The sequence below is a fragment of the Phormidesmis sp. 146-12 genome, assembly GCF_052939495.1.
On the sequence record NZ_JBJPHS010000020.1, the window covers coordinates 34,077 to 60,200 of the forward strand.

The following is a 26,124-nucleotide window of genomic DNA, read 5'->3' on the forward strand; positions in this document are numbered from 1 at the left end:
GTGACGGTAGAGGATTCTAACAGGGAATCGAAATAGAACTGTGAACTGATGACAATGAGACGTGGAATATGAAAATCACACCGTCTCACAAAGTAAATGAAACACCTCGTTCAGTGTTTAGCAAAAGAATGAGATTGAAACCAAATTGGCTATTTAGCAGCCGGGGCAGGGGGCGCTTCGGCGATCGGCGCACAGTTTTGCAGTTGTAGAATTCCCGATGTGACAATGCGATCGTTGGCGGTCAGTCCTTCTGTGACTTCTTGATCGTTGCCGACGATCTTACCTAACGTGATAGGTTTTTGGGCTGCGACAAGTTGATCAGGAGGCACGCTGGCGGGTGGGCCACTAGGGGAGGCTGCGGGAGCCTGACAGCCCGATTCGCTAAAGGGAGCCGCCACAAAGATAAAGTCTCTGCCGCCCAATCGAGAAATTGCACTCGTCGGCACCACCACACCCGGACGATTGCTCCAAACGACTCTAGCTCTCACAAACTGGGACGTTCGCAAATTGCCCACATTGCTAAAGGTCGCTTTTGCCTGGACAGACTGCGTAGTGGGATCGACATTCGGAGCGACAAAAGAAATTCTCCCGTTCTGCACCGCTTTATTTTGATCGTCCAGTAGTTTGACAGGTAGCCCGACTCGCAGCGCCGACGATCGCTCCAACGGCACCTGAATCTGAATTTCTAACTGCTGATTTTGCGTTACTGTAAGCAACTGCGTCGTGGGACTGACGGTATCACCCACCTTAATGGGAATGTCGCCGATCGTCCCTGAAAATGGAGCGACAACCGTGTAATTTTGCAGTTGAGCCTGCCCTTCGGCAATGGTAGCTTGGGACTGCTCAAAAGCACGTCGATTGCGACTGACGGTGGACTGAGCGCGATTGATCGCCGATCGTTGAGCCTGAATGTCGGCATCGGCTTTTTGTAAATCTGCCTGAGCGGTTCGCAATTGATTTAACTGCTGGTCAAGAATTTGCCGACTGGTGGCCCCTTGCCGAAACAAATCCTGATATCGCGCATATTCCTGCTGTCTCAGTTGTACATCTGCCGCCGCCGCCGCTCGACTCGCCTGAAGCGATTTCAAGGTATCCTCAGCGCTGGCCACATCTGCTCGCGCCGTATCAATTTCAGCCGCCGCCGTTTCGGCCGCCGATCGCCGACTGGCAACCTGGGCCTGCTGTTCTGCCGCGTCGATTTGTAAAAGCACCTGTCCGGCTTGAACGCGATCGCCCGCCTTAACATTGATCGCACTGACTCGCCCCGAAGCCTGTGGTTGCAAGGTCACCGACTGACGCGAATCCAACGTCGCCGCATAATCTGAACTGTCTTCGATCGTCGCCGTTTTTGGATTAGACAACGGGACGGGAGTCGCTTGCGGCTTCATCTGACTGGCAAAGATCATCGGCAAAATGATCCGACTAAACACAATCCAACCGATGCCCCCCAGGAGGGCCAAAATGATGATTGCAGGCAATAAAAACTTACGCCAGCGAGGAGGAGGAGCGCGATCGGGAATGGGCGTTTCTACAATAATCGGTTGACGAGTCAGGTTTCGGTTGGTTTCTTCAGCGCTCATAAGTCAGGTTCCAGCTACGAAGAGGCTATTGAGTTAGCACAAGCGGAAGATTTGTCCAACCTGCTAGGGAATGAAGAGAAATCCCACCAAAGAGCTAAATCATCCGTTGATTATACTACTACGTGTACGAATTATTTGACCTCATCCTTTTGGTGTAGTTGGAGGTCAAAACAAAGCGTCTAGTAAAAGCTTCTATTCTCTGATTCAGCGCTTTTGCTCTCAAATTCTCCACTCCTAAAGGATTCTGAGCTAGAAATCCCAAGTTGAGGTGTCGAGAATCTCACGCCTTGAGAAACCGCAAACCTCTCTTTCTCGTAGGGAGTTAGGCCGCACGAAACGCACCCCTCACGATCGCAAGTAATACCAAATCCACTAGTTACTGATACAGATCCTCGCCCCCTAAATCCCCCATTTTGGGGGACTTTGAAACGGCTTCCCTGATAGGTTCTTTTCAAATCTAAGAGATAGAAATCGGTTAATTAACTGATTTTTTATGAGTATCATTTGTTGGTTGATTTGGTATAAGCTCACGATCGTGAATCAAAACTCGTTGTCTGTAGGGCATATCAAACGATGGAAGCGCACAGCTAACTTAGATCGGTGCGTTTTGCAAAGTTCGACCCACCCTACAGTTTTGGAGATTGTTGGATTTAGAGTCTAGGGCAAATCGGTGCTGCCCATCAGATAGCGATCGCATTCACGCGCCACACCGCGGCCTTCGTTAAACGCCCAAACGACTAGGCTTTGACCCCGCCGACAGTCCCCCGCCGCAAATACGCCTGGAATGCTGGTCGTGTATTGTTCGTGGTCAGCTTTGACGTTGCTGCGAGCATCTCGCTCCAGTCCGAGTGCATCCAAAAGGGGCTGTTCGGGGCCGAGAAAGCCCATCGCTAGTAGGACAAGCTGCGCGGGAAGAACCTTTTCGGTGCCTGGAATTTGCTGGGGAATAAACTGTCCCTTTTCAGTTCTCGCCCACTGTACCTGCACGGTGTGAACGGCTTTCACCTGTCCGGCTTCGTCGCCTTCAAAGTGGGTTGCCGTCGTCAAATAGCCACGGGGATCTTCGCCAAACTGAGCCGCCGCTTCTTCTTGCCCGTAGTCGAGACGATAGACTTTGGGCCATTCGGGCCAGGGGTTGTCAGCAGCGCGTTCGGTGGGCGGTTTGGGTAAGATTTCGAGTTGTTCGAGACTCTTGCAGCCGTGACGAATGGAGGTGCCTACGCAGTCCGTTCCTGTGTCGCCGCCGCCGATGATTACAACGTCTTTCCCTTCGGCTGAAATGAAGTCTGCGGGCGGGTTGCCATCCAAAACGGCTTTGGTGTTGGCGGTGAGAAAGTCCATTGCAAAGTGAATGCCTTTTAGGTGACGACCGTCGATCGCCAAATCCCGTGGTCGAGTCGCCCCAGTACACAGCACGACAGAATCGAAATCCTTGAGCAATGTCTCAACAGGCAAATCCTTTCCCACTTCAGTATTGCAAATGAACTTCACGCCTTCGTCTTCCAGCACTTTGAGACGGCGCATCACGACTTCTTGTTTGTCCAACTTCATGTTGGGAATGCCATACATCAAGAGTCCACCGGGACGATCGGCGCGTTCATACACCGTCACCCAATGTCCAGCTTTATTCAGTTGAGCGGCCGCAGACAATCCCGCCGGGCCAGATCCAATAACAGCAACCTTTTTCCCGGTGCGTTTGGTGGGCGGCTCTGGAACGATCCAGCCTTCTTGCCAGCCTTTATCGACGATCGAGTACTCAATATTCTTAATCGTCACAGGCGGATTGTTGATGCCCAAAACGCACGCCCCTTCACAGGGAGCCGGACAAACTCGACCCGTAAATTCTGGGAAATTGTTGGTTTTGTGCAGGCGATCGAGCGCTTCCTTCCACAGACCGCGATACACCAGATCGTTCCATTCCGGAATCAGATTATTCACCGGACAGCCGCTGGCCATGCCGCTGATCACCGTTCCTGTATGACAAAAGGGAATGCCACAGTCCATACAGCGTGCGCCCTGAATCCGAAGACTCTCTTCAGGCATCGGCAAATGAAACTCGTCCCAATTGTGAATGCGATCGAGGGGCGATCGTTCTGAGGGAGACTCGCGCAGAAATTCGATAAATCCAGTTGGCTTGCCCATAAGAGTGAGAGATGAAGGATGAGGGATGAAAAACCGTGAGAGATGGTCGGTAAAGTTTCCCTAAATTTCTCCAGCAGAGAGGCTCTAGCAGAGAGGTTAGAGAGATCAAAGTTAGTTGTCCTATCTAGCTGCCGCCGATGCGCGTGAGGTCGCGGGCGTTTTCTTCAAAAGCAGCGATCAGTGCGTCGTCACCGCTTAATCCGTCTGCTTCGGCTTTCTTGAGGGCTTGCAAAACTCGCTTGTAGTCTCTGGGCATGACTTTGACGAATTGAGGAATGCGATCTCTTCGAGATACCCGCAAGGGGTCGCTCCAATTCTCAAGAACTTGAGCGGCTTTTTGGCTTTGAGTGTAGTTCGCGTGACGTTGGATCAGTTGGCGAAGCGCCTCGATTTCTTCAGGGTCTTCTAACGTCTCAAGTCCGACCATTTGGGTGTTGCAGCGAGTCGCAAAGTTGCCCTGTTCATCAAGAATGTACGCCACTCCACCGCTCATGCCTGCTGCAAAGTTGCGTCCGGTTTTGCCCAAAACAACCACCTTGCCGCCTGTCATATATTCGCAACCGTGGTCGCCCACGCCTTCCACGACGACATTTACGCCAGAATTTCGGACGGCAAACCGTTCGCCTGCCATGCCTCGAATGTAGACTTCACCAGAGGTTGCGCCATAGAGAGCGACGTTGCCGATGATCACATTGTCTTCAGCGGTGAAGGTGGAAGCTTTGGGCGGATAGAGGAGAATTTTGCCGCCGCTCAGTCCTTTGCCAAAGTAGTCGTTGGCATCGCCTTCTAGCTCCAGCGTGACTCCTTTGGGGACGAATGCGCCAAAACTCTGACCTGCGCTGCCCTGAAAGTGAAGATGAATCGTGTCTTCGGGGAGGCCTTGCCAGTGACGTTTGGTGATTTCATTGCCGAGAATGGTGCCGACGGCGCGGTTGACATTTCGGATCGGCAGGGTGGCTTTGACGGGAGTCGAGGAAGCGACCCCTTGCGGGTATCTCGAAGAGATCGCCTCCTCACACAACTCCAACAAGACGGTCATATCCAACGATTTCTCTAAGCCGTGATCTTGAGGAATCTGGCAAAACCGCCCTACATCGTCCCCGACTTCTGGCTGATAGAGAATCTTGGAGAAGTCCAGACCTTTGGCTTTCCAGTGCGCGAATGCCTGCTGCGGTTCCAGAACATCTGTGCGTCCTACCATTTCGTTGAGGGTACGGAAACCCAACTGCGCCATCAGTTCCCGGACTTCTTGAGCAATGAAATTCATGAAGTTGACGGTGTGTGCTGGGTCGCCGCTAAAGTTTTTGCGAAGTTGGGGATCTTGAGTCGCAACGCCGACGGGGCAGGTGTTCAGGTGACAGACGCGCATCATAATGCAGCCCAAGGTCACCAAAGGAGCGGTGGCAAATCCAAACTCTTCAGCGCCCAGAAGTGCTGCTACAACGACATCACGACCTGTTTTCATCTGACCATCGGCTTCGATGACGATCCGCGATCGCAGATTATTCAAGACTAGCGTTTGATGCGTTTCAGCGAGTCCCAATTCCCAGGGCAGCCCCGCATGTTTGATCGAAGTCTGCGGCGATGCGCCCGTTCCCCCATCAAATCCAGAAATCAGGACGACATCGGCGTGAGCTTTGGCAACCCCAGCGGCGATCGTTCCCACCCCCACTTCTGACACCAGTTTGACGCTGATGCGGGCGGAACGGTTGGCGTTTTTGAGGTCGTGAATCAACTCGGCGAGGTCTTCGATCGAGTAGATGTCATGGTGCGGAGGCGGTGAAATTAAGCCCACTCCCGGCGTTGAGTGCCGAACTTTGGCAATCCAGGGATAGACCTTTTTGCCGGGTAGCTGTCCGCCTTCTCCCGGCTTTGCGCCCTGAGCCATTTTGATCTGAATTTCCTGTGCCTGAGAGAGATACAGGCTAGTCACTCCAAATCGACCCGAAGCCACCTGTTTGATCGCACTGTTTTTAGAATCGCCGCGATCGTTTGTCCAGGTGTAGCGATCGGGATCTTCGCCGCCTTCGCCCGTGTTGGATTTGCCGCCGATGCGATTCATTGCGATCGCCAGCGATTCGTGCGCTTCCTGCGAAATCGAACCGTAGCTCATCGCGCCCGTTTTAAAGCGTTTCATAATTGCTTCGATCGATTCCACTTCCTCAATCGGGACGGGCTGACGCGGCTTAAATTGCAGCATTCCCCGCAACGTAAAGCGCTGTTGATTTTGTTCGTTGACCAGAAGAGCATATTGCTTGTAGAGGTCGTAGCGATCTTCTCGTACCGCTTTTTGCAGCGTGTGAATAGTTTGCGGGCTAAACAGATGCGCCTCGCCTTCTTTGCGCCACTGATAGTCGCCGCCGACATCCAGCGTGTGACCGTTGACTTCGCGATCGGGGAACGCATGACGATGACGCAAAATCGCTTCTTGAGCAATCACTTCTAGATCAGCACCTTGAATACGAGAAGCTGTCCAGGAGAAATACTTGTCTACAAGGGATTGGCTTAAACCGATCGCTTCAAAAATCTGTGCGCCTCGATAACTTTGTAACGTGGAAATTCCAATTTTGGAAGCGACTTTGACAACGCCTTTAGTCGCCGCTTTGACATAGTTTTTACACGCAGTTGGGAACTCAACACCAACCAGCGACCCTTGACGAATCATCGCCTCGATCGTTTCAAATGCCAGATAGGGATTGATCGCCCCACAGCCATAGCCAATCAGCGATGCGTAGTGATGCACTTCTCGCGGTTCGCCCGATTCGAGAACCAGCCCAACTTTGGTACGAGTGCCCTGACGAATTAGATGGTGATGCAGTCCGGCAACGGCCAACAGCGAGGGAATCGGGGCGTTATTGGCATCCACATCGCGATCGGACAAAATCAGAATATTTGCCCCCGCTGCGATCGCTTGATTGGCTTGAGAACAGATCGACTCGATCGCTTGCTCCAGTCCGACCGCACCTGCTTTGGGATCGAACAACATGGGCAGCGTCACCGATTTAAAGTTGCCTTCGGAAACGTGTTTTAATTTCGCCAACTCTGCATTGCTGAGAATGGGCGTTTTCAATTCGATCAGGTGACAGCTTTCGGGTTGTGGGTTGAGGAGATTTCCTTCTGCCCCGATCGTGGTTTCTGCCGATGTGATAATTTCTTCACGAATGGAATCGATCGGCGGATTTGTCACCTGTGCAAACAATTGCTGAAAATAATCGTAAAGCAGTTTCGGACGATTTGAGAGAACGGATAACGGCGTGTCTGCTCCCATTGCACCCACGGCTTCAACGCCATCTTTGGCCATTGGCGTTAGGAGTAACCGCAATTCTTCAAACGTGTACCCAAATGCTAACTGGCGCTGCATTACCGTATTCAGATCGGATTCTAAAACAGGTGCGTCTTGCAGTTGCGACAGTTCAACCATGTGTTGATTGATCCATTCGCGGTAGGGTTGCTCAGTGGCAATCTGAGTTTTGATCTCATCATCCGCAACAATCCGCCCCTCTTCCATATTCACCAAGAACATGCGACCCGGTTCTAGCCGACCTTTGAGCGCAATCCGTTCTGGTTCAATCTCCAACACGCCTGCCTCAGAAGCCATGATCACCAGGTTATCTTTGGTGACGTAATAGCGAGACGGCCGCAGCCCATTGCGATCGAGCACCGCTCCAATCATCGTGCCATCCGTGAACGCGATCGAGGCTGGCCCATCCCACGGTTCCATCAAACAGGAATGGTACTCATAAAACGCCTTTTTCTCATCGCTCATCGACTCGTGCGCCATCCACGGTTCCGGGATCATCATCATGACGGAATGCGGCAGCGATCGACCCGCCAACACCAGCAGTTCTAACGCATTGTCAAAAATGGTGGAATCGCTCCCCTCGACGTTGATCACAGGCTGCACTTTCTTGAGATCGTCGCCAAATAATTCCGACTCAAACAGCGATTGACGCGCATTCATCCAATTGATATTGCCGCGCAGGGTATTAATTTCGCCGTTGTGAGCAATGTAGCGATAGGGATGCGATCGCTCCCAGCTCGGAAACGTATTCGTACTAAATCGAGAATGCACCAGCCCCAAAGCGCTTTCTAGATCGGGATCGTGCAGATCAGAATAATACTGCCCCACCTGAGCCGTCATCAGCATGCCTTTGTAGACGATCGTCCGGCATGACAAACTCGCGGGATACCAAAATGGATCAATTCTCGGTACGCGAATGGCATTGTGCGATCGCTTCCGAATCACATACAGCTTGCGCTCAAACGCCAGATCATTCGCCAAGTCAGCAGCGCGATCAATAAACACCTGCTGCATAAACGGTTCGCTCGATTTAGCCGTTTCGCCCATTGAGGAATGATCCGTCGGTACATCCCGCCAGCCAAGCACCTTCTGCCCTTCTTGCGCGACAATCTGCTCAAAAATCCGCCGTCCCCTTTCTCGCTGTACCGGATCAGGCGACCCATAGATCATCGCCACCCCATACTGACCGGGATCAGGAAGGGTAATCTCGACCTCAGCCGCCACCTTTTTGAGAAACTTGTGAGGCACCTGGAGTAAAATCCCTGCCCCGTCGCCCGTATTGGTTTCACAGCCGCAAGCACCGCGATGTTCCAGATTTTCTAAAATTGTCAGGGCTTGCTCAACGATCGCGTGGGATTTTTCCCCTTTCATGTGGACAATAAAGCCAACTCCGCAAGCATCATGCTCGAACTGCGGATCGTACAAGCCCTGCTGTGGTGGCAGTTCATTCATATTCATTAGGAAGCCTCGGCGTAGCAAATGACGATGTGATCGAGAGGGTGATATAGGATTCTCTAACGACTCTGAGCAAGAACCGTCTGTCTTAACAAAGTTGTCATTTTGTTGCGCCATCTTGCGTAGAGAAAAATACTCCGGCAAAACTTTAGAAATCCCCCACAGAAAGGAATACACCCCCTTTTACAGATTCTACAAGATTGCTTCCTCAGTTAAATGAATGGTCATCGATCGTCAACAATTGAGGAATTAGCGTTCCTTTTGTCGCACAGGTTGGGTGATCGCAATCAAACCAATTCTCACAAAAACCTCTTTTCAAACCTCTTTTGAATCGATTCAGGTTCCGTCTTGCCAGATCACAGGTTTGTTGAAACAATTAGAAAGTTCTACAGTCTAACTGCTTAGAGAATCCTGGAGTTCCTCCTGTAATTCCTTTATCAGATCCTTTATCAGAGCAGATTTACGCCCAAAGCTTGTGGTGCAAGAGTGAATACCATTCCCCCCTTTGACCTCTCCGAACAGTTTCAAACGATCGGCGCAGAAATCAATCAGGCAGTCTTAGAAGTGCTGGCCTCTGGTCGTTATATTGGGGGCGCAAACGTTGAAAATTTTGAGCAGCAACTCGCCGCCTACATCGGAGTTTCAGACTGTGTAGCCTGCAATTCGGGGACGGATGCCCTTTATCTCGCCCTACGCGCCCTCAACCTTGGAGCCGGAGATGAGGTAATCACCACGCCCTTCACCTTTGTCGCCACCGGGGAAACAATCAGTCAAGCAGGAGCCACCCCCGTTTTTGTAGACATCGACCCTTCCACTTTTAACCTGGATCTGGAGCAGATCGAGGCGGCCCTCACCCCCAAAACCAAAGCCATTATTCCGGTTCACCTGTTTGGTCAGCCTGTGGAGATGACGCGACTGATGGCAATCGCTCAAGCTCACAATCTATTTGTCATCGAAGACTGCGCTCAAGCAACCGGGGCAGACTGGGCGAGTCAGAAAGTTGGCAGCATTGGGCAGATTGGCTGTTTCAGTTTTTACCCCACCAAGAATCTAGGCGCTTGTGGAGATGGCGGCGCAGTAACGACGAATAATCCAGAGATGGCGGCGACGGTGAGAATGCTGCGCGACCACGGGCGGAGAAGCGGCTACTATCACGAGGCCTTTGGCGTAAACAGCCGACTTGATGCCGTGCAAGCGGTCATTCTCCAAATTAAATTGCGCTACCTGGACGAGTGGAATCAGCAGAGACGCAAGGTGGCCGATCGCTATCATCAGTTGCTCAGTCCGATTCCGGGCATTGTGCTTCCTCAACCTCCCACAGGCGGAACAGGAGTCTGGAATCAGTACACGATTCGAGTGCTAGACGACGAGCCAGGGAACCTCTCACACCCCGACCCCTTGCGGGTAACTCGAAGAGATCGACTCCGCACTCAGCTTCAGTCTAAGGGCGTGAACTCGATGATCTATTATCCGCTGCCGCTCCATTTGCAGCCGATTTACAAGTCTTTGGGCTATCAGGTGGGTCAGTTGCCTCACTCCGATCGGGCGGCTCGTGAAGTGCTCTCTTTGCCGATGTTTCCCGAACTGTCGATCGCCCAGCAGGATCAAGTTGTTTACAGTTTGAAAGATTGCTTAACCTGAATCAATGCTATTTCTTGAGCAAAAAAATTCATCAAAATGGTCAAATCTTCTCATTTATGAGGATTTGAGACTCTATTGCACCAATCAAATTTAAAGCAAGAAAGTTGTAGTTTTCCATACTAGAATTGGGTAAAAGGTAACAAATAGTAAACATTAATAGCAGTTATAATAGTCGGAACTTTCCGTAACTTTTGATAATCACTTGTTTTTGTAGCCGTAGAAGTTCTACCTTCAAAAGCGCCTGACTGCTATTGATGCTCTGGCATCCACTTTAGTCTTGAAAGGCAGTGTAGAACGTGGGTCAAACTTCCCTCACTCAATTAAAACGCTACGACGCGGCGGCGATCGCCCAATATTATCGATATCGCCCCTGGAGAGCCATCTGGCGAGCTTTGAGAGTCACCGGACTTTTTTTGGGCTTTATCCTTGGGCTGAAATGGGACGATTGGCAACATCAGGTCGAAGCCAACAAGCTACGCCGGGCCGCTCAGTTGAGAAATATTCTGACTGTCCTGGGGCCAACCTTCATTAAAGTCGGTCAAGCGCTGTCTACTCGTCCCGATCTGATCCGGCAAGACTTTTTAGACGAACTGGTGAAACTGCAAGACCAACTGCCACCTTTCCCCAACGAAATTGCCTTTCGGATCGTTGAGACGCAGCTAGACGACACCCTGGACGATATTTTTGCCGAAATTTCTCCCGATCCCGTGGCCGCCGCGAGTTTGGCGCAGGTCTATAAAGCGCGTCTCCACTCAGGCGAAACGGTTGCGGTCAAGGTGCAGCGTCCCAATTTGCTGCCGATTCTCACGCTTGATTTGCTGCTGATGCGCTGGGCCGCAGGCTGGATTTCACCGTGGCTACCGCTCAATCTGGGGCACGACCTGACGCTGATTGTGGACGAGTTTGGCACCAAGCTGTTTGAAGAAATTGACTATATAAACGAAGGCCGCAACGCCGAAAAGTTCGCCCACAACTTCCGCAACGACCCCACGGTGAAAGTGCCTTCCATCTTTTGGCGCTACAGTACCAATCGAGTGCTGATATTGGAATGGATCGACGGACTGAAACTGACGGACACCGATCGCATTCAACAAGCCGGACTCGACACCGATGCGCTGATTCGGATTGGGGTGACGGCTGGGCTGAGACAGTTGTTGGAGTATGGATTTTTCCACGCTGATCCGCATCCGGGCAATCTATTCGCTGTGGCTCCGTCGCCTTCGGTCAATGGGAGTCAAGCCTTCCCGAATGCACGGATGGCGTTCATTGACTTTGGCATGATGGATCAGCTAGAAGAAAGCGCTAAAGAAACGCTGGTCGATGCCGTCGTTCACCTGATCAACAAAGATTATCTCGAACTCGCCAAAGATTTTGTCAACCTGGGATTTCTCACGCCCGATGTAGACATTCACCCGATCGTCCCTGCTTTAGAGTCTGTTTTGGGCGACATCATGGGCGAAAGTGTGCGAGATTTCAACTTCAAGACGATTACCGATCGCTTCTCTGAGTTGATGTATGAGTATCCGTTTCGCATTCCAGCCAAATTTGCGCTGATCATTCGATCGCTCGTCACTCAAGAAGGATTGGCGCTAACCCTAAATCCCAACTTCAAGATCGTAGAGATTGGCTATCCCTATGTAGCTCGTCGATTGCTAACTGGAGAATCGCCTGCCCTGCGTCGTCGCCTGCTTGAAGTGCTGTTCAAAGGCGGCAAATTTCAGTGGCAGCGCCTGGAGAATATGATCGCGATCGCCCGGTCTGACAGCGGCTTTGACCTATTGCCCACAGCTCAACTTGGCATACAATTCATTCTCTCGGACGAAGGAAGATTTTTGCGTCAGCAGTTGTTGCTTGCCTTGACGGAAGACGATCGCCTGCACACCGAAGAAGTGCGTCGTCTGTGGAATTTGATCAAAGATGACATCAAGCCTGCCCGCTTATTTGACGCAGCGTTGGGCGCACTGGTTGATTTTTCGACCGCAGGCACTGCCGCTCTGTTGCCTTCGATGGCTTCTTTGACGGGGAAAGGAAAGGGGAATCTATTGTAAAAAGTGCCCTAAAAAAATTAGCCTAGGCAATGTGCAACTTTTTGAAGCGATCCACCGCTACTGGGATTTAGTAACAGTACTCGTAGATCCCACTCATCCCTGATGGCTATGGATTTCACGCTGCTATTATTAAATTAACGTGAATTCGATAAGAGGTTTTCCGCTTCGTTGTTCACGACTTCTGCCCCCAACCCCCCAATTTTGGGGGACTTTCAGAGAGGAATTCTGGTTCAAAGTCCCTCACTCGTGGGGGATTTAGGGGGCGTTCCTGGATCTAAAAGCGAAGCGAAGCGTTCATCGAACTGACGTTAAATCAGGCTAACTTTGCAGGATGTCAGGTGAGTCTTTTGTGTCGCATAAGATGTAGGGATATGTATGGGACGCTTTTATCTCTTTGAAGGAACTGGCTTTAGGCTCGACCTTAGTTTTGGAGTTATTCGTAAGCACTCACCTATGGGATTCCAAACCCTAGTAGATAGTCATGATGTTACCCCCGAAGATTGTAAGCAGGAAGTAACAGAACAAGCTGCTAAAGCCAAGAAGACTAAAGTTGACAGATCTGAGGAATTTGCAGCTTTCTTAACGAGTGATGCGGAGTCAAATCCATCTGAGATGATCCCTTTGACAGAGAGTAGGCTTGCTAAGGCAAAGCGACTGGTTAAAGGAGTACGGATTGAATAAGCGTATTGTTTTTCTTTGGCTAGGCTTTCCACGTAGAAAGGGCGACAAAAGAAGGGACTGCTATGAAGTTTTTAAGAAAATGGTCAGGAGCGGCAAGTTTCCTTTAGCGATTAGTGATTTGATGCGCGACATTAATTTGTGAATTAGATCGACTCAATATAGCCAAGAGAATCGACAAGCTAGACTCCATTACTTTACGATTGGTCACGGTTGCCTTCGATGGCTTCTTTGACGGGCGATCGCTCTAACGGTAGGATGTAAAGGCTATCTTTCTCCCTAATCTACTGTGTACTATTTTCCCGATCCTCCTTACGTTTTGCTGGCTTTTGGCTTATTTGTCAGCCTGACTTCTGGTCTCGCCTTTGATTCGGTGCTGAAGCTCTCGGTCAAAGAATGGTCAAAGAATCGCTCAACGCGCAGCCTGGCCAGAATGCGAGGGTTTCAACTGCTCATTCCCTTTGTGGGCATCGCGGCTGGCTCCTGTGTCTTTTTGAGCGCTGGGATGGAGATTTTTGGCTTCCCGGCAAAACTGGCTTATGCGATCGCGCTTCCCTTAACGGTGTTTATCGGCTGGCTCGTCTGGTGGCAATTGGGCAAAATTTTGGCAGAACTCGATCGCGGCGGTTCTGCTGCTCTGGATTTAGATTCCTTTGAAAGCTAGATTTAACGACTGATTCGACGAAGCTGCTGATCTGCCTTTGTCGCCCAAGTTTGATTTTTTTGAGACGCAAACAGGTTTTTGGCGTATTTGAGAACCTGTTGAGCGTCTTTTAATTTGTTTTGCTTGATAAACACCAGACCCGCAGCATAGTAAGCATTTGCATAATTTGGGTTTGCCTGTGACGATTGCCGAAACGCTTTCAGCGCCGCTTCCAAATCTCCCTGCACAAAGAAGATCGATCCCAAACTATAGTGCGCCTCCGCATACCCAGGATTACGTTGAATCGCCTGCCGAAAGGCCGCGATCGCGTCTCCCAATTTCTGCTGTTTTCGATAGGCTAATCCCAAGTGATAGAGCGGCTCCGGAGCATTGGGACTGAGCTGTGCCGCTTGGCGAAAGGCTGCGATCGCTCCCGGTAAGTCGTTTTGGAGTTCTAAAACCAGCCCTAGATTGTAGTGTGACAGTCCGAGTTTGGGGTCGAGTTCGAGCGATCGCTGTAGATAGTCTCGCGCCTGGGGCAAGTTATTTCCTTCAATCAAAGCCGCTCCCAGATTTGCATAGGCCAGCGCAAAATTTGGATCAGCCTGTGTCGCTTGATAAAACGCAGTCGCAGATGCTTGAAGTTGTCCCTGTTGCCGCAGTGCCAGCCCCAAATTGTAGTGAGCCGCCGACATTTTAGGATCGAGTTTTGTAGCCTGACGAAAGGACTCGATCGCTTCGTTCACCCTCCCCTGCTGAATAAACTGCAACCCTTGAGTCACCTTAATTTCAGCCTGCCCACCACTTTGAGCCAATACAGGCACTTGAGCCAACGTAAAGCCTGTGATCAAAATAGTGACGGACAACAGTGAGGGAAGCGATCGCTGAAGCATGAGAATGATTTAATGAATCGCAGCAATCATAACAGGAAGCCGCTTTTTTGCGACCCCTTGCGGGTAACTCGAAGAGATCGTCCCTTCCCACGACATCCCACTACAAATGACTTCATCCCTCATCCCTCCTCGCAAAGCGGATTACCCCCAAAGGGGGAACAGATCATCGAAGTTCTTCCTCAACCCCCACACTGCCCGCGCTGACGTAGCAAATGATCGCACAGCACCAGCGCCACCATCGCTTCCACCATCGGCACCGCTCTCGGCAACACACAGGGATCATGACGACCTTTTGCTGCCAGCGTTACTTCTTGCCCTTCATCATTGACCGTGCGCTGCTCTTTCCGAATGGTAGCTGTCGGCTTAAACGCAATGCGGAGCAGAATATTTTCGCCGTTGGAAATGCCCCCCTGCACACCGCCCGATCGATTGGTCACGGTGCGGACTTCGCCATCATCTGAATAAAATTCGTCGTTGTGTTCGCTCCCGGTCATCAGCGTGCCTGCAAACCCAGAGCCAATCTCAAACCCTTTGGTTGCAGGTAGAGACATCACTGCTTTTGCCAAATCCGCCTCTAACTTGTCAAACACAGGCTCTCCCAGACCTTTGGGAACGTGACGCGCCACACATTCCACGACACCGCCCACCGAGTCGCCCTGTTTGCCAATCTGCTCGATCAAATCCACCATGCGATCGGCGCACTCAGCATCCGGACAGCGGACAATATTGCTTTCGACCTGTTCTAAGGTCACGGTGTTGGGGTCGATCGCACCCTCCAATTCTTGGATGCGTTTTACATAAGCAATGATTTCGACCCCCAGTTCGCGCAGAATTTTTTTGGCGATCGCGCCTGCTGCCACTCGTCCGATCGTTTCTCGCGCCGACGATCGACCGCCCCCTTGCCAATTGCGAATGCCATACTTTGCGTCATAGGTTGCGTCAGCGTGAGACGGACGATACGTATTAGCCATCTCGCTGTAGTCCTGCGATCGATGGTCTTTGTTGCGGACAAGAATCGCGATCGGGGTGCCCAAAGTTTTGCCCTCAAAGACACCGGATAGAATTTCACACTGATCGGCTTCCTTGCGCGGTGTGGTGATTTTGCTTTGACCGGGGCGACGGCGATCGAGTTCAAACTGAATCTCTTGAGGAGAAATCTCAATCAAAGGGGGACAGCCGTCAATCACGACCCCAACGCCGCCCCCGTGAGATTCGCCAAAGGTGCTGATGCGAAAGAGATGACCGAAGGTGCTGCCCATAGTGTTGTGAGATAAGTTGTGTGATGTGTGCGATCGTATCCCCAAAAGGGTGGATCAACAGACGCGAGATCCGTCTATTCTCTCATTCTCAACCGACGGATTGCCATTAAAAAAGAGTAGAAGAAGTCTCCTACTCTCTGTTAAAAATGGGTCGCCTGGGACTCGAACCCAGGACCAGTCGGTTAAAAGCCGAATGCTCTACCACTGAGCTAGCGACCCTGGTGCAATTGCCATGCCGTATATAAATTTAGCACACTGAAGCAGATTTGTGAAAAAAGATTTTGAGCCTCTGTAAGTTTTGAAGAAAGGGAGCCGAGCAACCAACCTATCGCGCAGTTTGAGTGAGCTGCAAAGCGTAGTCAGGCTGTTTCTCATAATCGACTCCCTCAGCTTCTACAGTTCGATCGTTTTTTTGTTGTGCAATTCCTCCAAATGTATGAGTGAACCAGCCCCCATGACAATGTCGAACTTCATTAAAGACCGCTGCACTTGATAGCCCGCTAACACGCGAATCACTTGATATTCAGTGGTCAAATCGCTCGTGCCATCCCATTTGAGATACGCCAGTTGATTTGAGGCAACTTCACTCAATTGTTCAACAAACTCTTCAATACAATTCCTGACATCCGAGAGAATGCCAGAGGGTACAAAAATCAAACGGTCTTGCAAATCCAACGTAACGGTGACTTGGTAACGTCTCACTAATGAGCATTGCAACTCAAAGCTAAACGAAACCGAGTCAGGAAGGTGTCTCCTAACGGCCATGTTGTTTTGTCCTCTCTGTTTAGTGCAAAGAGGATGGGAACGCTGACGGCTCAAACGTTCCCCAGTTGTGTGAAGTATATGCAGGATCTTGATTCCAACCTTTCAAGATCCCATCGCAAAGCAGACGTAGTACAATCATGAACGCCTCCGAAGTTAGTGCTCTTAACTTAGGTGGAAGTCCTCGGAGATCCGATTGTCCAGATCAGATTTCCGGGGCGTGATATCCACCTGCGGAATATCTTACACAGATTTTTGATTTTTTGGAATATCAATTTTTGAAGGGAGTAGCGCCTTTAGATTTGGGGCGTTGCTGATTGGAGGAATGAATCTGTGGGAAGTGTCCATCTTTTCGCCCCCTAAATCCCCTAAAATTGGGGGACTTTGAACCTTGGGTTTCTCTCCGCTTTGGGCAATTCATCCCCTGATTCAGCAACGCCAGATTTGGCGAGGTCGTTTGGAATGGGGAGATTAGAGAAGACAATACGGAAATGGAAGCTTGAGGATTGTAGAAGGAATCAGGCGCACCAGCACAAACTGTAACTGCAACCAAATTGGGAGAGTAGAAAATGGGATTTCTCATCATTAAAGGTGTCTTCAATCCAAAAAGCGGTTTTCCAGATGGTGACTCTGTGAGATTTTTGGCTGATGATGACACCCTATTTGACCAGTTAGAAGGACAAGTTGATATTAAACCAGGCGGAGAAGTACAACTTCGATATGAAGCCATCGACGCGCTAGAAAAGGCAGCGAAAAAACCTTTTTCATCCGATGCGACTGAAGCCAATATTGAACTATTGGGTGGTAATAAAAATGGATTGCCAGGATACATCTTGTCTAGCCACACGGACAAAAACGGCAGACCTGTTTGCTTTGTGTTTACAGGCAATTCACCTAATGCAGATGGCACAGATATTCTCTTAGAGGGCGACTTACTTAAGCAAAGTATCAACTATCAACTGCTAATAGAGGGGTTGGTTTATCCCATGTTCTATGAGACGCTCTATAAAGAACTGCGGGATGAGATGACTGAAGCTGTGAAAGTCGCTCGGCAGGCAGACAAAGGGATTTGGGCGAAAGATGCATCGACTAAAGGAGTCACCATCAAACCGCCAGTCAATCTTGCTGAACTCCCTCCTATCTTTCCAAAACTATGGCGACGACTGGAATCATTCTACGGTCGCCCTTCAAATAAAACAAAAACGGTGCGGCAGTTTGTTGAATCTCTAGCACGAGGAAGCGATCGCTTGTTCACAGTTCCTGATCAAAGATCAATTAAGTTTTCTACCGCGATGAGCGTCAGCGGAGACAAATTAAAGCTTCAGTACAAACCAGAAGAGTTGATATTCCGCGAATAAGCTGAGGATTCTTGTTTGTTCGCAGATTTTCTCAGTCGCTGTTGTACTTCAAAATTCCACTGTACAAGTCGCTAAAAGTTGATCTGTTTGAGGTTCAGGGTCATCTACGGCGAGTGATTAGGAATGTTAGTCGTCTTGCCACATGAACTGCACACTAGATCCGTAAAAGAGTAGAAGAATAGAAGGACTCAAGTTTGAACCTTGTTGAATAATGACTAAATCGCTCGGTCAGCTTATCAAGTTCTTTCTGTATGGTCTGTTAATTATTACAACCCTTCTCTCAGTCGGTGTTCTATTTTGGTGGCGCTGTCCCCTGGAGCTACTCAGCAATTTTCGAGTGTATTATCTCTTACTTGCGGGTGTGCTGGCGATCGCATTCTCAATTTATCAAGTTAAAGGATTCCGCACTTGGCTGCCGCTGTGGGTTTCTTTGGCGTACGCTGTAATTTCATAGCTCTAACATCAAGCGAATTCACGTCAAACCTGGCTGGCTTGTCCGAGTTGGGTTAAGAAGCGCATAGCTTTGGCAATATAGCTGGCACAGTCGTAGGGTGAACTTTCATAGAACGATCGCCAGGCAACTCCTTTATGTTCATCGTAGCGATCGCTTAAGTGAATATTTTTATCAATCCAGGCAAGCCGAACTGCATGGCCCACTAATACATCCAAGACGATATACTCTTCAATCCTCAAATCAGGGTTGCGTTCAGTCAGAGTCGATAACTCCATGAGGGCTTCTACATTCACTTGACGGTATTCAGGCGCTTGAATTTTGTTTAACAAGTGTTCTACTTGCAGTGCAAAATTCTTTTCGCCAGCAGTCATTTCCATGATCAGAGACTCACTATCGAGGCGGTTGCGTCGCTCTAATTTATCACCAATTACTAATCCCTTACAGTGATGTAAAAGCTGCCATACGCTGGGGTAAAAATCTTTGGGAACTCGATTTAACGCGCCATCTAATTGACGTTTGCGCCACCAATCTTGATTAGCAGGTTCGACTTCGGTTTGTTCATCTAACATGACGACCCAATCGATACCGCGATCGGGCAGTTTTACCCGCAGCGATTCTTGTTTAAACAGGGCGCGATTAAAGTCAGCATAGCTTTCGAGAATCTGTCGGAGTCGAGTTTTGATCTCAAATGGACTGAGGCGCATCAATTGTTCATACGCTTCATCCTGGGTGACTTTGAGTTCTCGGGCCAGGTCGCTGGTCATTAAGAGAATCAAATAGCCAACTCGTAACGTGAGCAATCCTTTAAATAAATCCGGCTCCGATTTGATCAGTAAACTGAGATAGATTAAAGTCTCTTGGGTGAGGACGCGATCGCGAATATCTTCTCGACAAAAGTGACGAATCTTTTCCAACACTTCTGTATAAGGAAGCGGCTGCATAATCAGCGAATCTTCACTATAAGCGCGACCGACAGCGATCTGTTTTTGTCGCACTACAATATCCGTCACCGCATCGGACAGTCCCACATCAACCTTATCAAGCAAGCCCGCCGCCCGCCGCACTACACCCCAATAGGGTGACCCTGATTTGTCGCCTTTACTGGCTTTGGCGTAGACCTCATTGAGTAAGTCCATCACAGTGACGGGAGCAGACCCAACCTGAGCATCAAAGTTTAATCCCTTTAGGCGGGTCAGGGTGCTGAGAAGCTCAATTTGTTCATATAGATTGGTTGACTCGCGCAGATTGTTTAATAAAGCATCGACATCAGTTTCATACTCCAATTTGAATTCTTGAGTGAGGCTGAGAGGATAATTTTGCTCTAAATTGTAGGGTAGATAATACTTTGTGACTGTGAGCGCCGTGACGGAGGAAGATTCAAACTCAAAGTCATATAGAGAATCGATTCGCTCAGTCCCAGACGTTAGCATAATTTGATTGAGGCGACCTAGCTGGACGGGTACATCTCCACAAAGCCCTTCTTGAAATTCTTGTACAAGATTGAGCAGCGCTTCTCGTCCGAGGTCTAGCATTTCATTAGTCAGCAGCAGCGTCATCGTCGGTCTGCCTAGATGATTCCAGTGGCGATGGATGTAGGCGAGTTCGCTTTTGATGCTGGAAACCAGAAAGTGATAATCGAGCGTTAGATAGAAGCGCTCAGGTTCTAAAAAGGACGGCAGGAAGGCGATCGTTTCTCCACAAATTTTGAAGATTCTAGAGGTAGTTAGCCCTCGCATTCGGCGCATGGGTCGTCCACTCAGCCCCAATTTATCGTTGCGTCCGACTTGAGCGTAAGCGGCAGCCAGTTCTCTCGCGTGACGAATTTGGATCGGTTCGACCTGCTTGAGGGTTTGAGTTTCGATATTATTGGCGGCGAGTCGAGTTTGCAGCGCCTCATTTTCGGCCAGCAGCGCGATTTGAACGGTGGCTTTACGAATTTGCCCGATGCGAAGATGGCACCCGATCGGATCGACATCGCCCACCGCCAGCAGCCCATCACTGAGCATTTGGGCCAATAGATAGAGACTTTGGGCCCAGACTAACGGGACGTTTTCGTTGGGAATGCGCGTCTGAGTGTGAGGTTTGGCTTTTTCAGCCTCGATCGTCGCTTCTGGCACAATGTACAACTCAGGCAGCAGTTTTAAGCCGTCTCGCTCGACGACCAGCCGATCCAAAAGTTGCAGATATTCTTGAGCCTGCAAGCGATCGCCGCGAAACAATCCATCCAGCGCCAGGTAAGTAAAAAACAGCGGCCATTCACATTCAATATGTTCAAACTGCTTGAGTTCCCACGGCTCATAGTGGAGGCGGCTAGTGTCTTCTAAGACGGTTTGGTGTCCGTCACGCAGGAATCGCTTGCAGCCATAGTTGCCCTCTAGCAGGTCAATGATTTTGTTGCGGGTACGATCGACCAGTTCTTCATCTTCGACAGCAAACGCAGGATAGCCGATCGCACTCAACAGCGCCGCATCGACTTCTTTGGAGCTTGATTCTCTGGGCAACAAGGATGCCAATGTCGTGCGACAGCGGGCGATTTCGTCGGGTAATACGTGAATAACAGAAGTCTGACTCCCTCGCACGCCGAACAGATTTAGCCCATTCATGGCTTCGAGAGCCGCTTTGGCCATGCCCACAGAACTGGCGTTGAGTTCGGGGTTGCCGTGATTGATTTTGTTGCCTCGTTCCCAGATGCCAAAGTCGGGTGTGCGGTAGGTGCGTCCGATGTAGTAGACGAGATTTTGAATAAAGTTGACTTCATCAAGGGTGAAGACGATCGCCAGCCCCGATGAGGTCATCTGCGCCAACATCAGCAAAAAAATCGACGTGGCATCCAGTTGCAAGTGGCCCCATTCATCGTCACCCACGACGACATCCCCCGTATCTGTATCGTATTTAGCGTGAAGCGCATCCAGGGGAGCCTGATTTTCTTTAAATTTCTCGACCTTTTTGGACTGGCGCATCATCGCAAACAGCAAGCCCCGCATCAATTTGATGACGCTGTGTTCTAGCTCAAAGGTGCGTCCCAGGTCAGTATCTAATTTGCGATACGCGAGTCCCAATCCCCAGACGGCGAGAATGCTGTAAACGTTGTCTCGTACCCAGGCATCGGTGTAGTCTCCGTGAGCGTTGACGGCCGTACTCGCAGGAAGCAACCCAGAAATGGGGTTTTGGCGACTAAGAATAATCGCTCGAACCTGCTCATAGTAATGGTTGAGACGAGTCTCTAAATCGCTGGGTTTGACTGCCATACTCTTCCTAAATGAAGCCATCAAGGATAAACTTCTGAATCACCCTGATCCAGATCCCTATATCTTATGAGCTAATGGGTTGAGGTGGGAGGATCAGCGATCGCATCAGATTATTTTTTGATTCACAGTCCTTCAAAATTGGGAGGTTGGGGGGCAGAAGTGCCCAATAGCGAAGCGAGAAAACTCCATCGAATTCACGTTTCATGAATGTATGCAGCTACTTTAGACGCATCAGAGGGATTTCGTCTGCTTCTAGAATGACAACTTTTCCATCTTGCCAGACAGCGATCGATTCTCCAAGTCTGCGGTGGCGTTTGAGGGCTTGAGCGATAGCAACTTTGACACCCTCTTTGATTTTTTGATGTTGAATTCTGATTTCGGCTTCAGTCATGGTCACTCCTGTTGATCTGAGTCCAGGTGTCTTGATCATAAATAATGGGAGGCTGCCTGAGAATACCTTCCGCAACTAACTGATATTCCGATGCTGAGTTATCAAAGACGATCCAACTGTCACAAAGTGGTAGGTACAGTTCCGTCAAGTTTCTGCGTCCTCGTTCGTTTATGGAAAGTTCTAAACTGGAGACAGCAATTCTAGAAAATCTCAGGAGGTTGGGTTTATGAGTTTGTCGTTACAAGAAGTGTTGCAGGAAATTGAGCAACTGACACCGGAAGAACAACTGGAAGTGATCAGCCATGCAGCAGAGCAATTGAAGCGCCGCGCAGTGGCTCAAACTTACTCAAAGCGGAGTTGGCAAGAGTTGCGGGGTGCTGCTCCCAACGTGCTAGGAGGACAAGATGCTCAAGCATGGGTAAATCAGTTACGTCGCGAGTGGGATGAACGAGAAAATCGGGCAGTTGAGGGTCTATGAAGCTTGAGACTGCTTTTCAGCAGGTGAGCCGATTATTTCTAGATTCGGCCCCAGTAATTTATTACATCGATCAGTATCCTGCCTATCTTGCCATCATGGATGCGGTATTTGACCATATAGAGTCGAGTTTGATTCGCGTGGTTACGTCTCCAGTCACCCTGAGTGAGTGTTTGATCTTACCAATTCGTCAAGGTGATTCATTTCAACAACAAGTGTTTACCGTCGCGCGTAAAACCCCTGTGCCCAGGGATGTAAGCGCGGGTGGTGACGAGTTGATGCTTTGAGCTATGCGAAACGCATTGAGCGGGTGATTGGCGAATGCCTTCGGCTAGAGCTACGTAACGACGAGGAACCACTACTCTCTCAAGCATCCAACAGATCAGCCCAGAATCTTTCGTCTTGACAGAATCTTCACGACTGATATCTATCTTCCAAACCTATAAGGTAGTATGACTATACTAATGCGAGATGCGCCTAGTGGAGTGTTACAAGCACCCCACTGAGACGGCTTCCCCCATGTTGAAGAAACCAACAAAGGAGCAAACAAAATTATGCCGGATTTTCTAAGGGCTAAACCATTAAAACTATTGACGTTTCTCCTCCTGCTAACAGCGTGTGAGCCAAATGAACTGTACCCAGTTCCAGTAGGCGGCGGCAACGGAGGGAGTTACAGTGCGCCTTCTCAGTCAGCACCCGCGCCGACTCCACTGGCACCCGTTAGCCCAATGCCAATGCTGAACGATCCAGAAACAGAAGAAGTTGTAGAGTACGATGAGCCAATTCTTGCATCAAGCCCAGAAGAAGCAAATCGAATCTGTCGAGAGAAAGCTTTAAGAGATGGTGTTGAGGTTTCCTGGGTGCAGCAACCATCAAAACCAAAGCAGGGAGCAAATCAACAATATCGCTGCTGGTTCAAAGCCACTCAATCAAAGGAGCAAAAATGAACGCAATTGAACAACTTGAAAGCCTAAGACTTCCCGTTGGGGCGAAACCAGGGCAAGCCATCTTGTTTGTTGATTTAACAGAAATTGACAATTCCTCAGAAGTGCTACAGCAACTCAGCTTGAATTACGAAATTAGCCTTCGATATCTGGAAACAGCAATCGGACTGCACGTAGTGGCTGTTTTGAGGGAGTTTGCCGACATCACCGATGAACAGCATGAGAAACTGCTAGAGGAATGGGAGTCTTTAGCGACTCGGATAACCCCCGACGACCCAAACAAAGCTGTTCGTCTATGGCGTGGACACGCAGGCAAAACTTCGCCTAAGGATGCTGCGTGAACTACCCCACCGCATGGCGGATGGGGCTTCCAATTTCAACCGGAACAGCCTTAGACACGGAAGATTTCCTTCCAGCCCTCGGACTTACATTCCGTCCATTGGCAGTAGCGCTAGTCCCTAACGCTAATACTCGCAAGCCTTCATCTCGAATGTTGATAGCTGCATTCACGTCTCTATCATGCTTTGTTTGGCAATTGGAGCAAGTCCAGCTACGCACATCGAGAGACAGGCTACCGACTTGATTGAGGCAAACGTGACAAGTCTTACTCGATGGGAAAAACCGACCGATTTCTAAGTAGGTCTTCCCGTCTTTTTCCGCCTTGTATTTTAGTTGTCTGGTAAATTCTGACCAGCCACAATCACTGATTGCTTTGGCTAAACAGTGATTTTTCACCATGCTTTTGACTGCCAGATTCTCAACAACGATGACTTGGTTTTCGTTCACCAGTTTGCGAGATAGCTTGTGCTGGAAGTCTTTCCGAGAGTTTGCAATTCTTTCATGTACCCGCGCCACAACGCGACGCGCTTTCTTGCGACGATTTGATCCTTTTACTTTGCGAGACAGCTTTTGCTGCTTACGCTTCAGATTCTTAGCCCGCTTTTTCAGAGGCTTAGGATTATCAAACTTAGAACCGTCTGAAGTGATAGCAAAGTGAGTTAGACCGACATCAATACCAACCGCCTTACCGTCTGAAGAAATCTTAATGTCCGGTAAGTCATCATCAAATAGCAGAGAGGCGTAATACTTCCCTGCGTGATTCATGCTGACGGTGACAGTTTTGATCTTGCCCTCAAATGTGCGGTGAATCTTGGCAGAAACAACGCCTAGTTTGCCGGGGAACTTCAGTTGATTGTCGTCAACGATTTGGACTTTTTGAGGGTACTGGATTGATTGCTTATCATGCTTCGATTTGAAGTTTGGGAACGATGCCCGTCCCTCAAAGAAGTTGACAAACGCTCTAGACAGGTTTAGCGACACGCTTTGCAGCACTTGACTGTAAGTTTCGCCTAACCACTCATACTCTTTCTTGAGAGCAGGTAGTCGGCTATTCATTCCGACTTGAGATAAGCCTTTTCCTGTCTCTTTGTAAAGTTCATTCGTTGTGTTCAGCGAATTATTCCAGTACCAACGGGCACAACCAAACGCCTGTGATAGCACTTGTTTTTGTTCGGTAGTCGGATAAATTCTGACCCTGACAACGTTCTTCATGTTGCTATTTTAACACGAATTCCATTTGTTGTAAATTCGTGCTGATATCAAAGAGATTGGGGCTTGCGCCCCTCGCTATCCATCCCCACCGTATAGACGGATGGGGAATTCCGCGAGAAGAGTTAATTTTCTTCTCTCTGTCCTCATTCTTCTCACTTTTTGAAGGACGGAAGAGGAAGGGAAAAAGATCAGAAATTCAAGATACGGCTTCCTTTCTTTCTTGTCCTCCGTCCTCGTTTTCTTTCTTGTCCTCCGCCCTCCGTCCTCGTTCTTCCGTCCTCCAGTTTGTTTCCAACTAATCCGATTTGAAGTAATCGGTAAACCTGAAGCTGCGGGTTACGGTAGAAATTCTGAGGTGTTTCCAACTAATCCGATTTGAAGTAATCGGTAAACGTGTTACAGGACAGATATTTACGTAGCTACTACTCCTAAGTTTCCAACTAATCCGATTTGAAGTAATCGGTAAACTCAACGCGATCATCGGTCGAGTAGGCAAAGGAGGCACGTTTCCAACTAATCCGATTTGAAGTAATCGGTAAACATTGAAAATCAAATTCCTGCGCTGCTTGCTCCTGTTAAGGTTTCCAACTAATCCGATTTGAAGTAATCGGTAAACACCAGGCAAATTACGACAGCTTGGTAAAAGGTGCTGTTTCCAACTAATCCGATTTGAAGTAATCGGTAAACCCAATAACGGGGGAACCAACGTGCAGCAGCAAAAGTTTCCAACTAATCCGATTTGAAGTAATCGGTAAACGCGGCGTAGAAGATCACATGTTGCGGCCTTTAGCTTTCAGTTTCCAACTAATCCGATTTGAAGTAATCGGTAAACTCGTTGACTGCTGGTTCATCACGAGAATCTGGGCACATGTTTCCAACTAATCCGATTTGAAGTAATCGGTAAACTCAAGGCAGCGGTTTCAACTCCACCTCGTTTCAACGCTGTTTCCAACTAATCCGATTTGAAGTAATCGGTAAACTCGCCTTTACCTGGTGGTGTTGGGCAGAATGGCTTTGAAGGTTTCCAACTAATCCGATTTGAAGTAATCGGTAAACTAACCGTTCAACCTACATGGAGTATGTAGAGTTTTACCTCGTTTCCAACTAATCCGATTTGAAGTAATCGGTAAACGCTAATCTCAATTTCGATGCGACCACTGGGACTTTTTCGTTTCCAACTAATCCGATTTGAAGTAATCGGTAAACTGTTAATCAGATCTTCATTGAAGGTTATAGCGTAAGAGTTTCCAACTAATCCGATTTGAAGTAATCGGTAAACTTGCCGATATGGATTTTTCAAC

At 49.3% G+C, this 26,124-nt stretch carries 20 protein-coding genes, 1 tRNA gene and 1 CRISPR repeat array (1 of these 22 cut by a window edge); of the genes, 11 read left to right on the top strand and 10 right to left on the bottom strand.

Annotation, left to right across the window (positions count from 1 at the left end):
- Window positions 1-149: 149 nt before the first annotated feature.
- The 3 genes from ACKFKF_RS11370 to gltB all read right to left on the bottom strand — a co-directional run bounded on the left by ACKFKF_RS11370 (window position 150) and on the right by gltB (window position 8,481).
- Window positions 150-1,580: an efflux RND transporter periplasmic adaptor subunit gene (locus ACKFKF_RS11370; protein ID WP_446867816.1), complete on the bottom strand. Its 1,431-nt coding sequence runs from the start codon at window positions 1,578-1,580 to the stop codon at window positions 150-152.
- Window positions 1,581-2,237: 657 nt separating this feature from the next.
- Window positions 2,238-3,722 carry a glutamate synthase small subunit gene (gltD, locus tag ACKFKF_RS11375; protein ID WP_446867817.1) on the bottom strand — a complete coding sequence of 495 codons (1,485 nt, stop codon included), beginning with the start codon at window positions 3,720-3,722 and terminating at the stop codon, window positions 2,238-2,240.
- 124 nt (window positions 3,723-3,846) lie between these two features.
- Window positions 3,847-8,481 carry a glutamate synthase large subunit gene (gene gltB / locus ACKFKF_RS11380; RefSeq protein ID WP_446867818.1) on the bottom strand — a complete coding sequence of 1,545 codons (4,635 nt, stop codon included), beginning with the start codon at window positions 8,479-8,481 and terminating at the stop codon, window positions 3,847-3,849.
- 483 nt (window positions 8,482-8,964) lie between these two features.
- Here gltB and ACKFKF_RS11385 point away from each other — a divergent pair, with 483 nt between their 5' ends.
- The 5 genes from ACKFKF_RS11385 to ACKFKF_RS11405 all read left to right on the top strand — a co-directional run bounded on the left by ACKFKF_RS11385 (window position 8,965) and on the right by ACKFKF_RS11405 (window position 13,509).
- Window positions 8,965-10,119, top strand: coding sequence for a DegT/DnrJ/EryC1/StrS family aminotransferase (locus ACKFKF_RS11385; RefSeq protein ID WP_446867819.1), 1,155 nt, complete (start codon window positions 8,965-8,967; stop codon window positions 10,117-10,119).
- A gap of 296 nt (window positions 10,120-10,415) precedes the next feature.
- On the top strand, window positions 10,416-12,167 hold the full coding sequence (locus ACKFKF_RS11390) for an ABC1 kinase family protein (protein WP_446867820.1): 1,752 nt from the start codon (window positions 10,416-10,418) through the stop codon (window positions 12,165-12,167).
- 375 nt (window positions 12,168-12,542) lie between these two features.
- On the top strand, window positions 12,543-12,848 hold the full coding sequence (locus tag ACKFKF_RS11395) for a hypothetical protein (protein WP_446867821.1): 306 nt from the start codon (window positions 12,543-12,545) through the stop codon (window positions 12,846-12,848).
- Window positions 12,841-12,990, top strand: a complete 150-nt coding sequence (locus ACKFKF_RS11400) for a type II toxin-antitoxin system YhaV family toxin (protein ID WP_446867822.1) — start codon at window positions 12,841-12,843, stop codon at window positions 12,988-12,990. The genes ACKFKF_RS11395 and ACKFKF_RS11400 overlap by 8 nt, the downstream gene beginning before the upstream one ends.
- 144 nt (window positions 12,991-13,134) lie before the next feature.
- Window positions 13,135-13,509, top strand: a complete 375-nt coding sequence (locus tag ACKFKF_RS11405) for a hypothetical protein (RefSeq protein ID WP_446867823.1) — start codon at window positions 13,135-13,137, stop codon at window positions 13,507-13,509.
- 2 nt (window positions 13,510-13,511) lie between these two features.
- On the opposite strand, the gene ACKFKF_RS11410 is transcribed toward ACKFKF_RS11405, so the two are convergent.
- The 4 genes from ACKFKF_RS11410 to ACKFKF_RS11425 form a co-directional block, all read right to left on the bottom strand.
- Window positions 13,512-14,381 (bottom strand): tetratricopeptide repeat protein, encoded by an 870-nt coding sequence (locus ACKFKF_RS11410; protein WP_446867824.1) that lies wholly within the window; start codon window positions 14,379-14,381, stop codon window positions 13,512-13,514.
- Window positions 14,382-14,560: 179 nt separating this feature from the next.
- Entirely contained in the window at window positions 14,561-15,640 is a 1,080-nt protein-coding gene (aroC, locus tag ACKFKF_RS11415) for a chorismate synthase (protein WP_446867825.1), read from the bottom strand.
- A 147-nt stretch (window positions 15,641-15,787) separates the two neighbouring features.
- Window positions 15,788-15,859 (bottom strand) — tRNA-Lys (locus ACKFKF_RS11420).
- Between the two features lie 174 nt (window positions 15,860-16,033).
- Window positions 16,034-16,405 carry a hypothetical protein gene (locus ACKFKF_RS11425; RefSeq protein ID WP_446867826.1) on the bottom strand — a complete coding sequence of 124 codons (372 nt, stop codon included), beginning with the start codon at window positions 16,403-16,405 and terminating at the stop codon, window positions 16,034-16,036.
- A 566-nt stretch (window positions 16,406-16,971) separates the two neighbouring features.
- Here ACKFKF_RS11425 and ACKFKF_RS11430 point away from each other — a divergent pair.
- Both ACKFKF_RS11430 and ACKFKF_RS11435 read left to right on the top strand, forming a co-directional pair.
- Window positions 16,972-17,760: a thermonuclease family protein gene (locus ACKFKF_RS11430; RefSeq protein ID WP_446867827.1), complete on the top strand. Its 789-nt coding sequence runs from the start codon at window positions 16,972-16,974 to the stop codon at window positions 17,758-17,760.
- 211 nt (window positions 17,761-17,971) lie between these two features.
- The gene (locus ACKFKF_RS11435) at window positions 17,972-18,214 is read left to right on the top strand and encodes a hypothetical protein (protein ID WP_446867828.1); all 243 of its coding nucleotides are present in this window, start codon (window positions 17,972-17,974) and stop codon (window positions 18,212-18,214) included.
- Window positions 18,215-18,237: 23 nt separating this feature from the next.
- Here the strand turns inward: ACKFKF_RS11435 and ACKFKF_RS11440 are convergent, their stop codons facing one another.
- Window positions 18,238-21,462, bottom strand: a complete 3,225-nt coding sequence (locus ACKFKF_RS11440) for a glycoside hydrolase family 15 protein (RefSeq protein ID WP_446867829.1) — start codon at window positions 21,460-21,462, stop codon at window positions 18,238-18,240.
- Between the two features lie 217 nt (window positions 21,463-21,679).
- Window positions 21,680-21,853, bottom strand: coding sequence for a hypothetical protein (locus tag ACKFKF_RS11445; protein ID WP_446867830.1), 174 nt, complete (start codon window positions 21,851-21,853; stop codon window positions 21,680-21,682).
- Between the two features lie 226 nt (window positions 21,854-22,079).
- On the opposite strand from ACKFKF_RS11445, the gene ACKFKF_RS11450 reads away from it, so the two are divergent.
- The 4 genes from ACKFKF_RS11450 to ACKFKF_RS11465 all read left to right on the top strand — a co-directional run bounded on the left by ACKFKF_RS11450 (window position 22,080) and on the right by ACKFKF_RS11465 (window position 23,613).
- Complete coding sequence (locus ACKFKF_RS11450; RefSeq protein WP_446867831.1) at window positions 22,080-22,331, top strand: hypothetical protein; 252 nt, start codon at window positions 22,080-22,082, stop codon at window positions 22,329-22,331.
- Entirely contained in the window at window positions 22,328-22,615 is a 288-nt protein-coding gene (locus ACKFKF_RS11455; RefSeq protein WP_446867832.1) for a hypothetical protein, read from the top strand. The genes ACKFKF_RS11450 and ACKFKF_RS11455 overlap by 4 nt, the downstream gene beginning before the upstream one ends.
- A gap of 267 nt (window positions 22,616-22,882) precedes the next feature.
- Window positions 22,883-23,275 (top strand): hypothetical protein, encoded by a 393-nt coding sequence (locus ACKFKF_RS11460; RefSeq protein WP_446867833.1) that lies wholly within the window; start codon window positions 22,883-22,885, stop codon window positions 23,273-23,275.
- Entirely contained in the window at window positions 23,272-23,613 is a 342-nt protein-coding gene (locus tag ACKFKF_RS11465; RefSeq protein WP_446867834.1) for a hypothetical protein, read from the top strand. The genes ACKFKF_RS11460 and ACKFKF_RS11465 overlap by 4 nt, the downstream gene beginning before the upstream one ends.
- 1 nt (window position 23,614) lies before the next feature.
- On the opposite strand, the gene ACKFKF_RS11470 is transcribed toward ACKFKF_RS11465, so the two are convergent.
- Window positions 23,615-24,823 (bottom strand): RNA-guided endonuclease InsQ/TnpB family protein, encoded by a 1,209-nt coding sequence (locus ACKFKF_RS11470; RefSeq protein ID WP_446867835.1) that lies wholly within the window; start codon window positions 24,821-24,823, stop codon window positions 23,615-23,617.
- Between the two features lie 287 nt (window positions 24,824-25,110).
- Window positions 25,111-26,124: a CRISPR direct-repeat array (repeat unit 36 nt; unit sequence GTTTCCAACTAATCCGATTTGAAGTAATCGGTAAAC); it runs 128 nt beyond the window's last position.

Coding starts and splice junctions, on each gene's coding strand:
- ACKFKF_RS11370 (WP_446867816.1), bottom strand. CDS start 1,580: ATGAGCGCTGAAGAAACCAACCGAAACCTGACTCGTCAACCGATTATT.
- gltD (WP_446867817.1), bottom strand. CDS start 3,722: ATGGGCAAGCCAACTGGATTTATCGAATTTCTGCGCGAGTCTCCCTCA.
- gltB (WP_446867818.1), bottom strand. CDS start 8,481: ATGAATATGAATGAACTGCCACCACAGCAGGGCTTGTACGATCCGCAG.
- ACKFKF_RS11395 (WP_446867821.1), top strand. CDS start 12,543: ATGGGACGCTTTTATCTCTTTGAAGGAACTGGCTTTAGGCTCGACCTT.
- ACKFKF_RS11410 (WP_446867824.1), bottom strand. CDS start 14,381: ATGCTTCAGCGATCGCTTCCCTCACTGTTGTCCGTCACTATTTTGATC.
- aroC (WP_446867825.1), bottom strand. CDS start 15,640: ATGGGCAGCACCTTCGGTCATCTCTTTCGCATCAGCACCTTTGGCGAA.
- ACKFKF_RS11425 (WP_446867826.1), bottom strand. CDS start 16,405: ATGGCCGTTAGGAGACACCTTCCTGACTCGGTTTCGTTTAGCTTTGAG.
- ACKFKF_RS11430 (WP_446867827.1), top strand. CDS start 16,972: ATGGGATTTCTCATCATTAAAGGTGTCTTCAATCCAAAAAGCGGTTTT.
- ACKFKF_RS11435 (WP_446867828.1), top strand. CDS start 17,972: ATGACTAAATCGCTCGGTCAGCTTATCAAGTTCTTTCTGTATGGTCTG.
- ACKFKF_RS11440 (WP_446867829.1), bottom strand. CDS start 21,462: ATGGCAGTCAAACCCAGCGATTTAGAGACTCGTCTCAACCATTACTAT.
- ACKFKF_RS11445 (WP_446867830.1), bottom strand. CDS start 21,853: ATGACTGAAGCCGAAATCAGAATTCAACATCAAAAAATCAAAGAGGGT.
- ACKFKF_RS11450 (WP_446867831.1), top strand. CDS start 22,080: ATGAGTTTGTCGTTACAAGAAGTGTTGCAGGAAATTGAGCAACTGACA.
- ACKFKF_RS11455 (WP_446867832.1), top strand. CDS start 22,328: ATGAAGCTTGAGACTGCTTTTCAGCAGGTGAGCCGATTATTTCTAGAT.
- ACKFKF_RS11460 (WP_446867833.1), top strand. CDS start 22,883: ATGCCGGATTTTCTAAGGGCTAAACCATTAAAACTATTGACGTTTCTC.
- ACKFKF_RS11465 (WP_446867834.1), top strand. CDS start 23,272: ATGAACGCAATTGAACAACTTGAAAGCCTAAGACTTCCCGTTGGGGCG.
- ACKFKF_RS11470 (WP_446867835.1), bottom strand. CDS start 24,823: ATGAAGAACGTTGTCAGGGTCAGAATTTATCCGACTACCGAACAAAAA.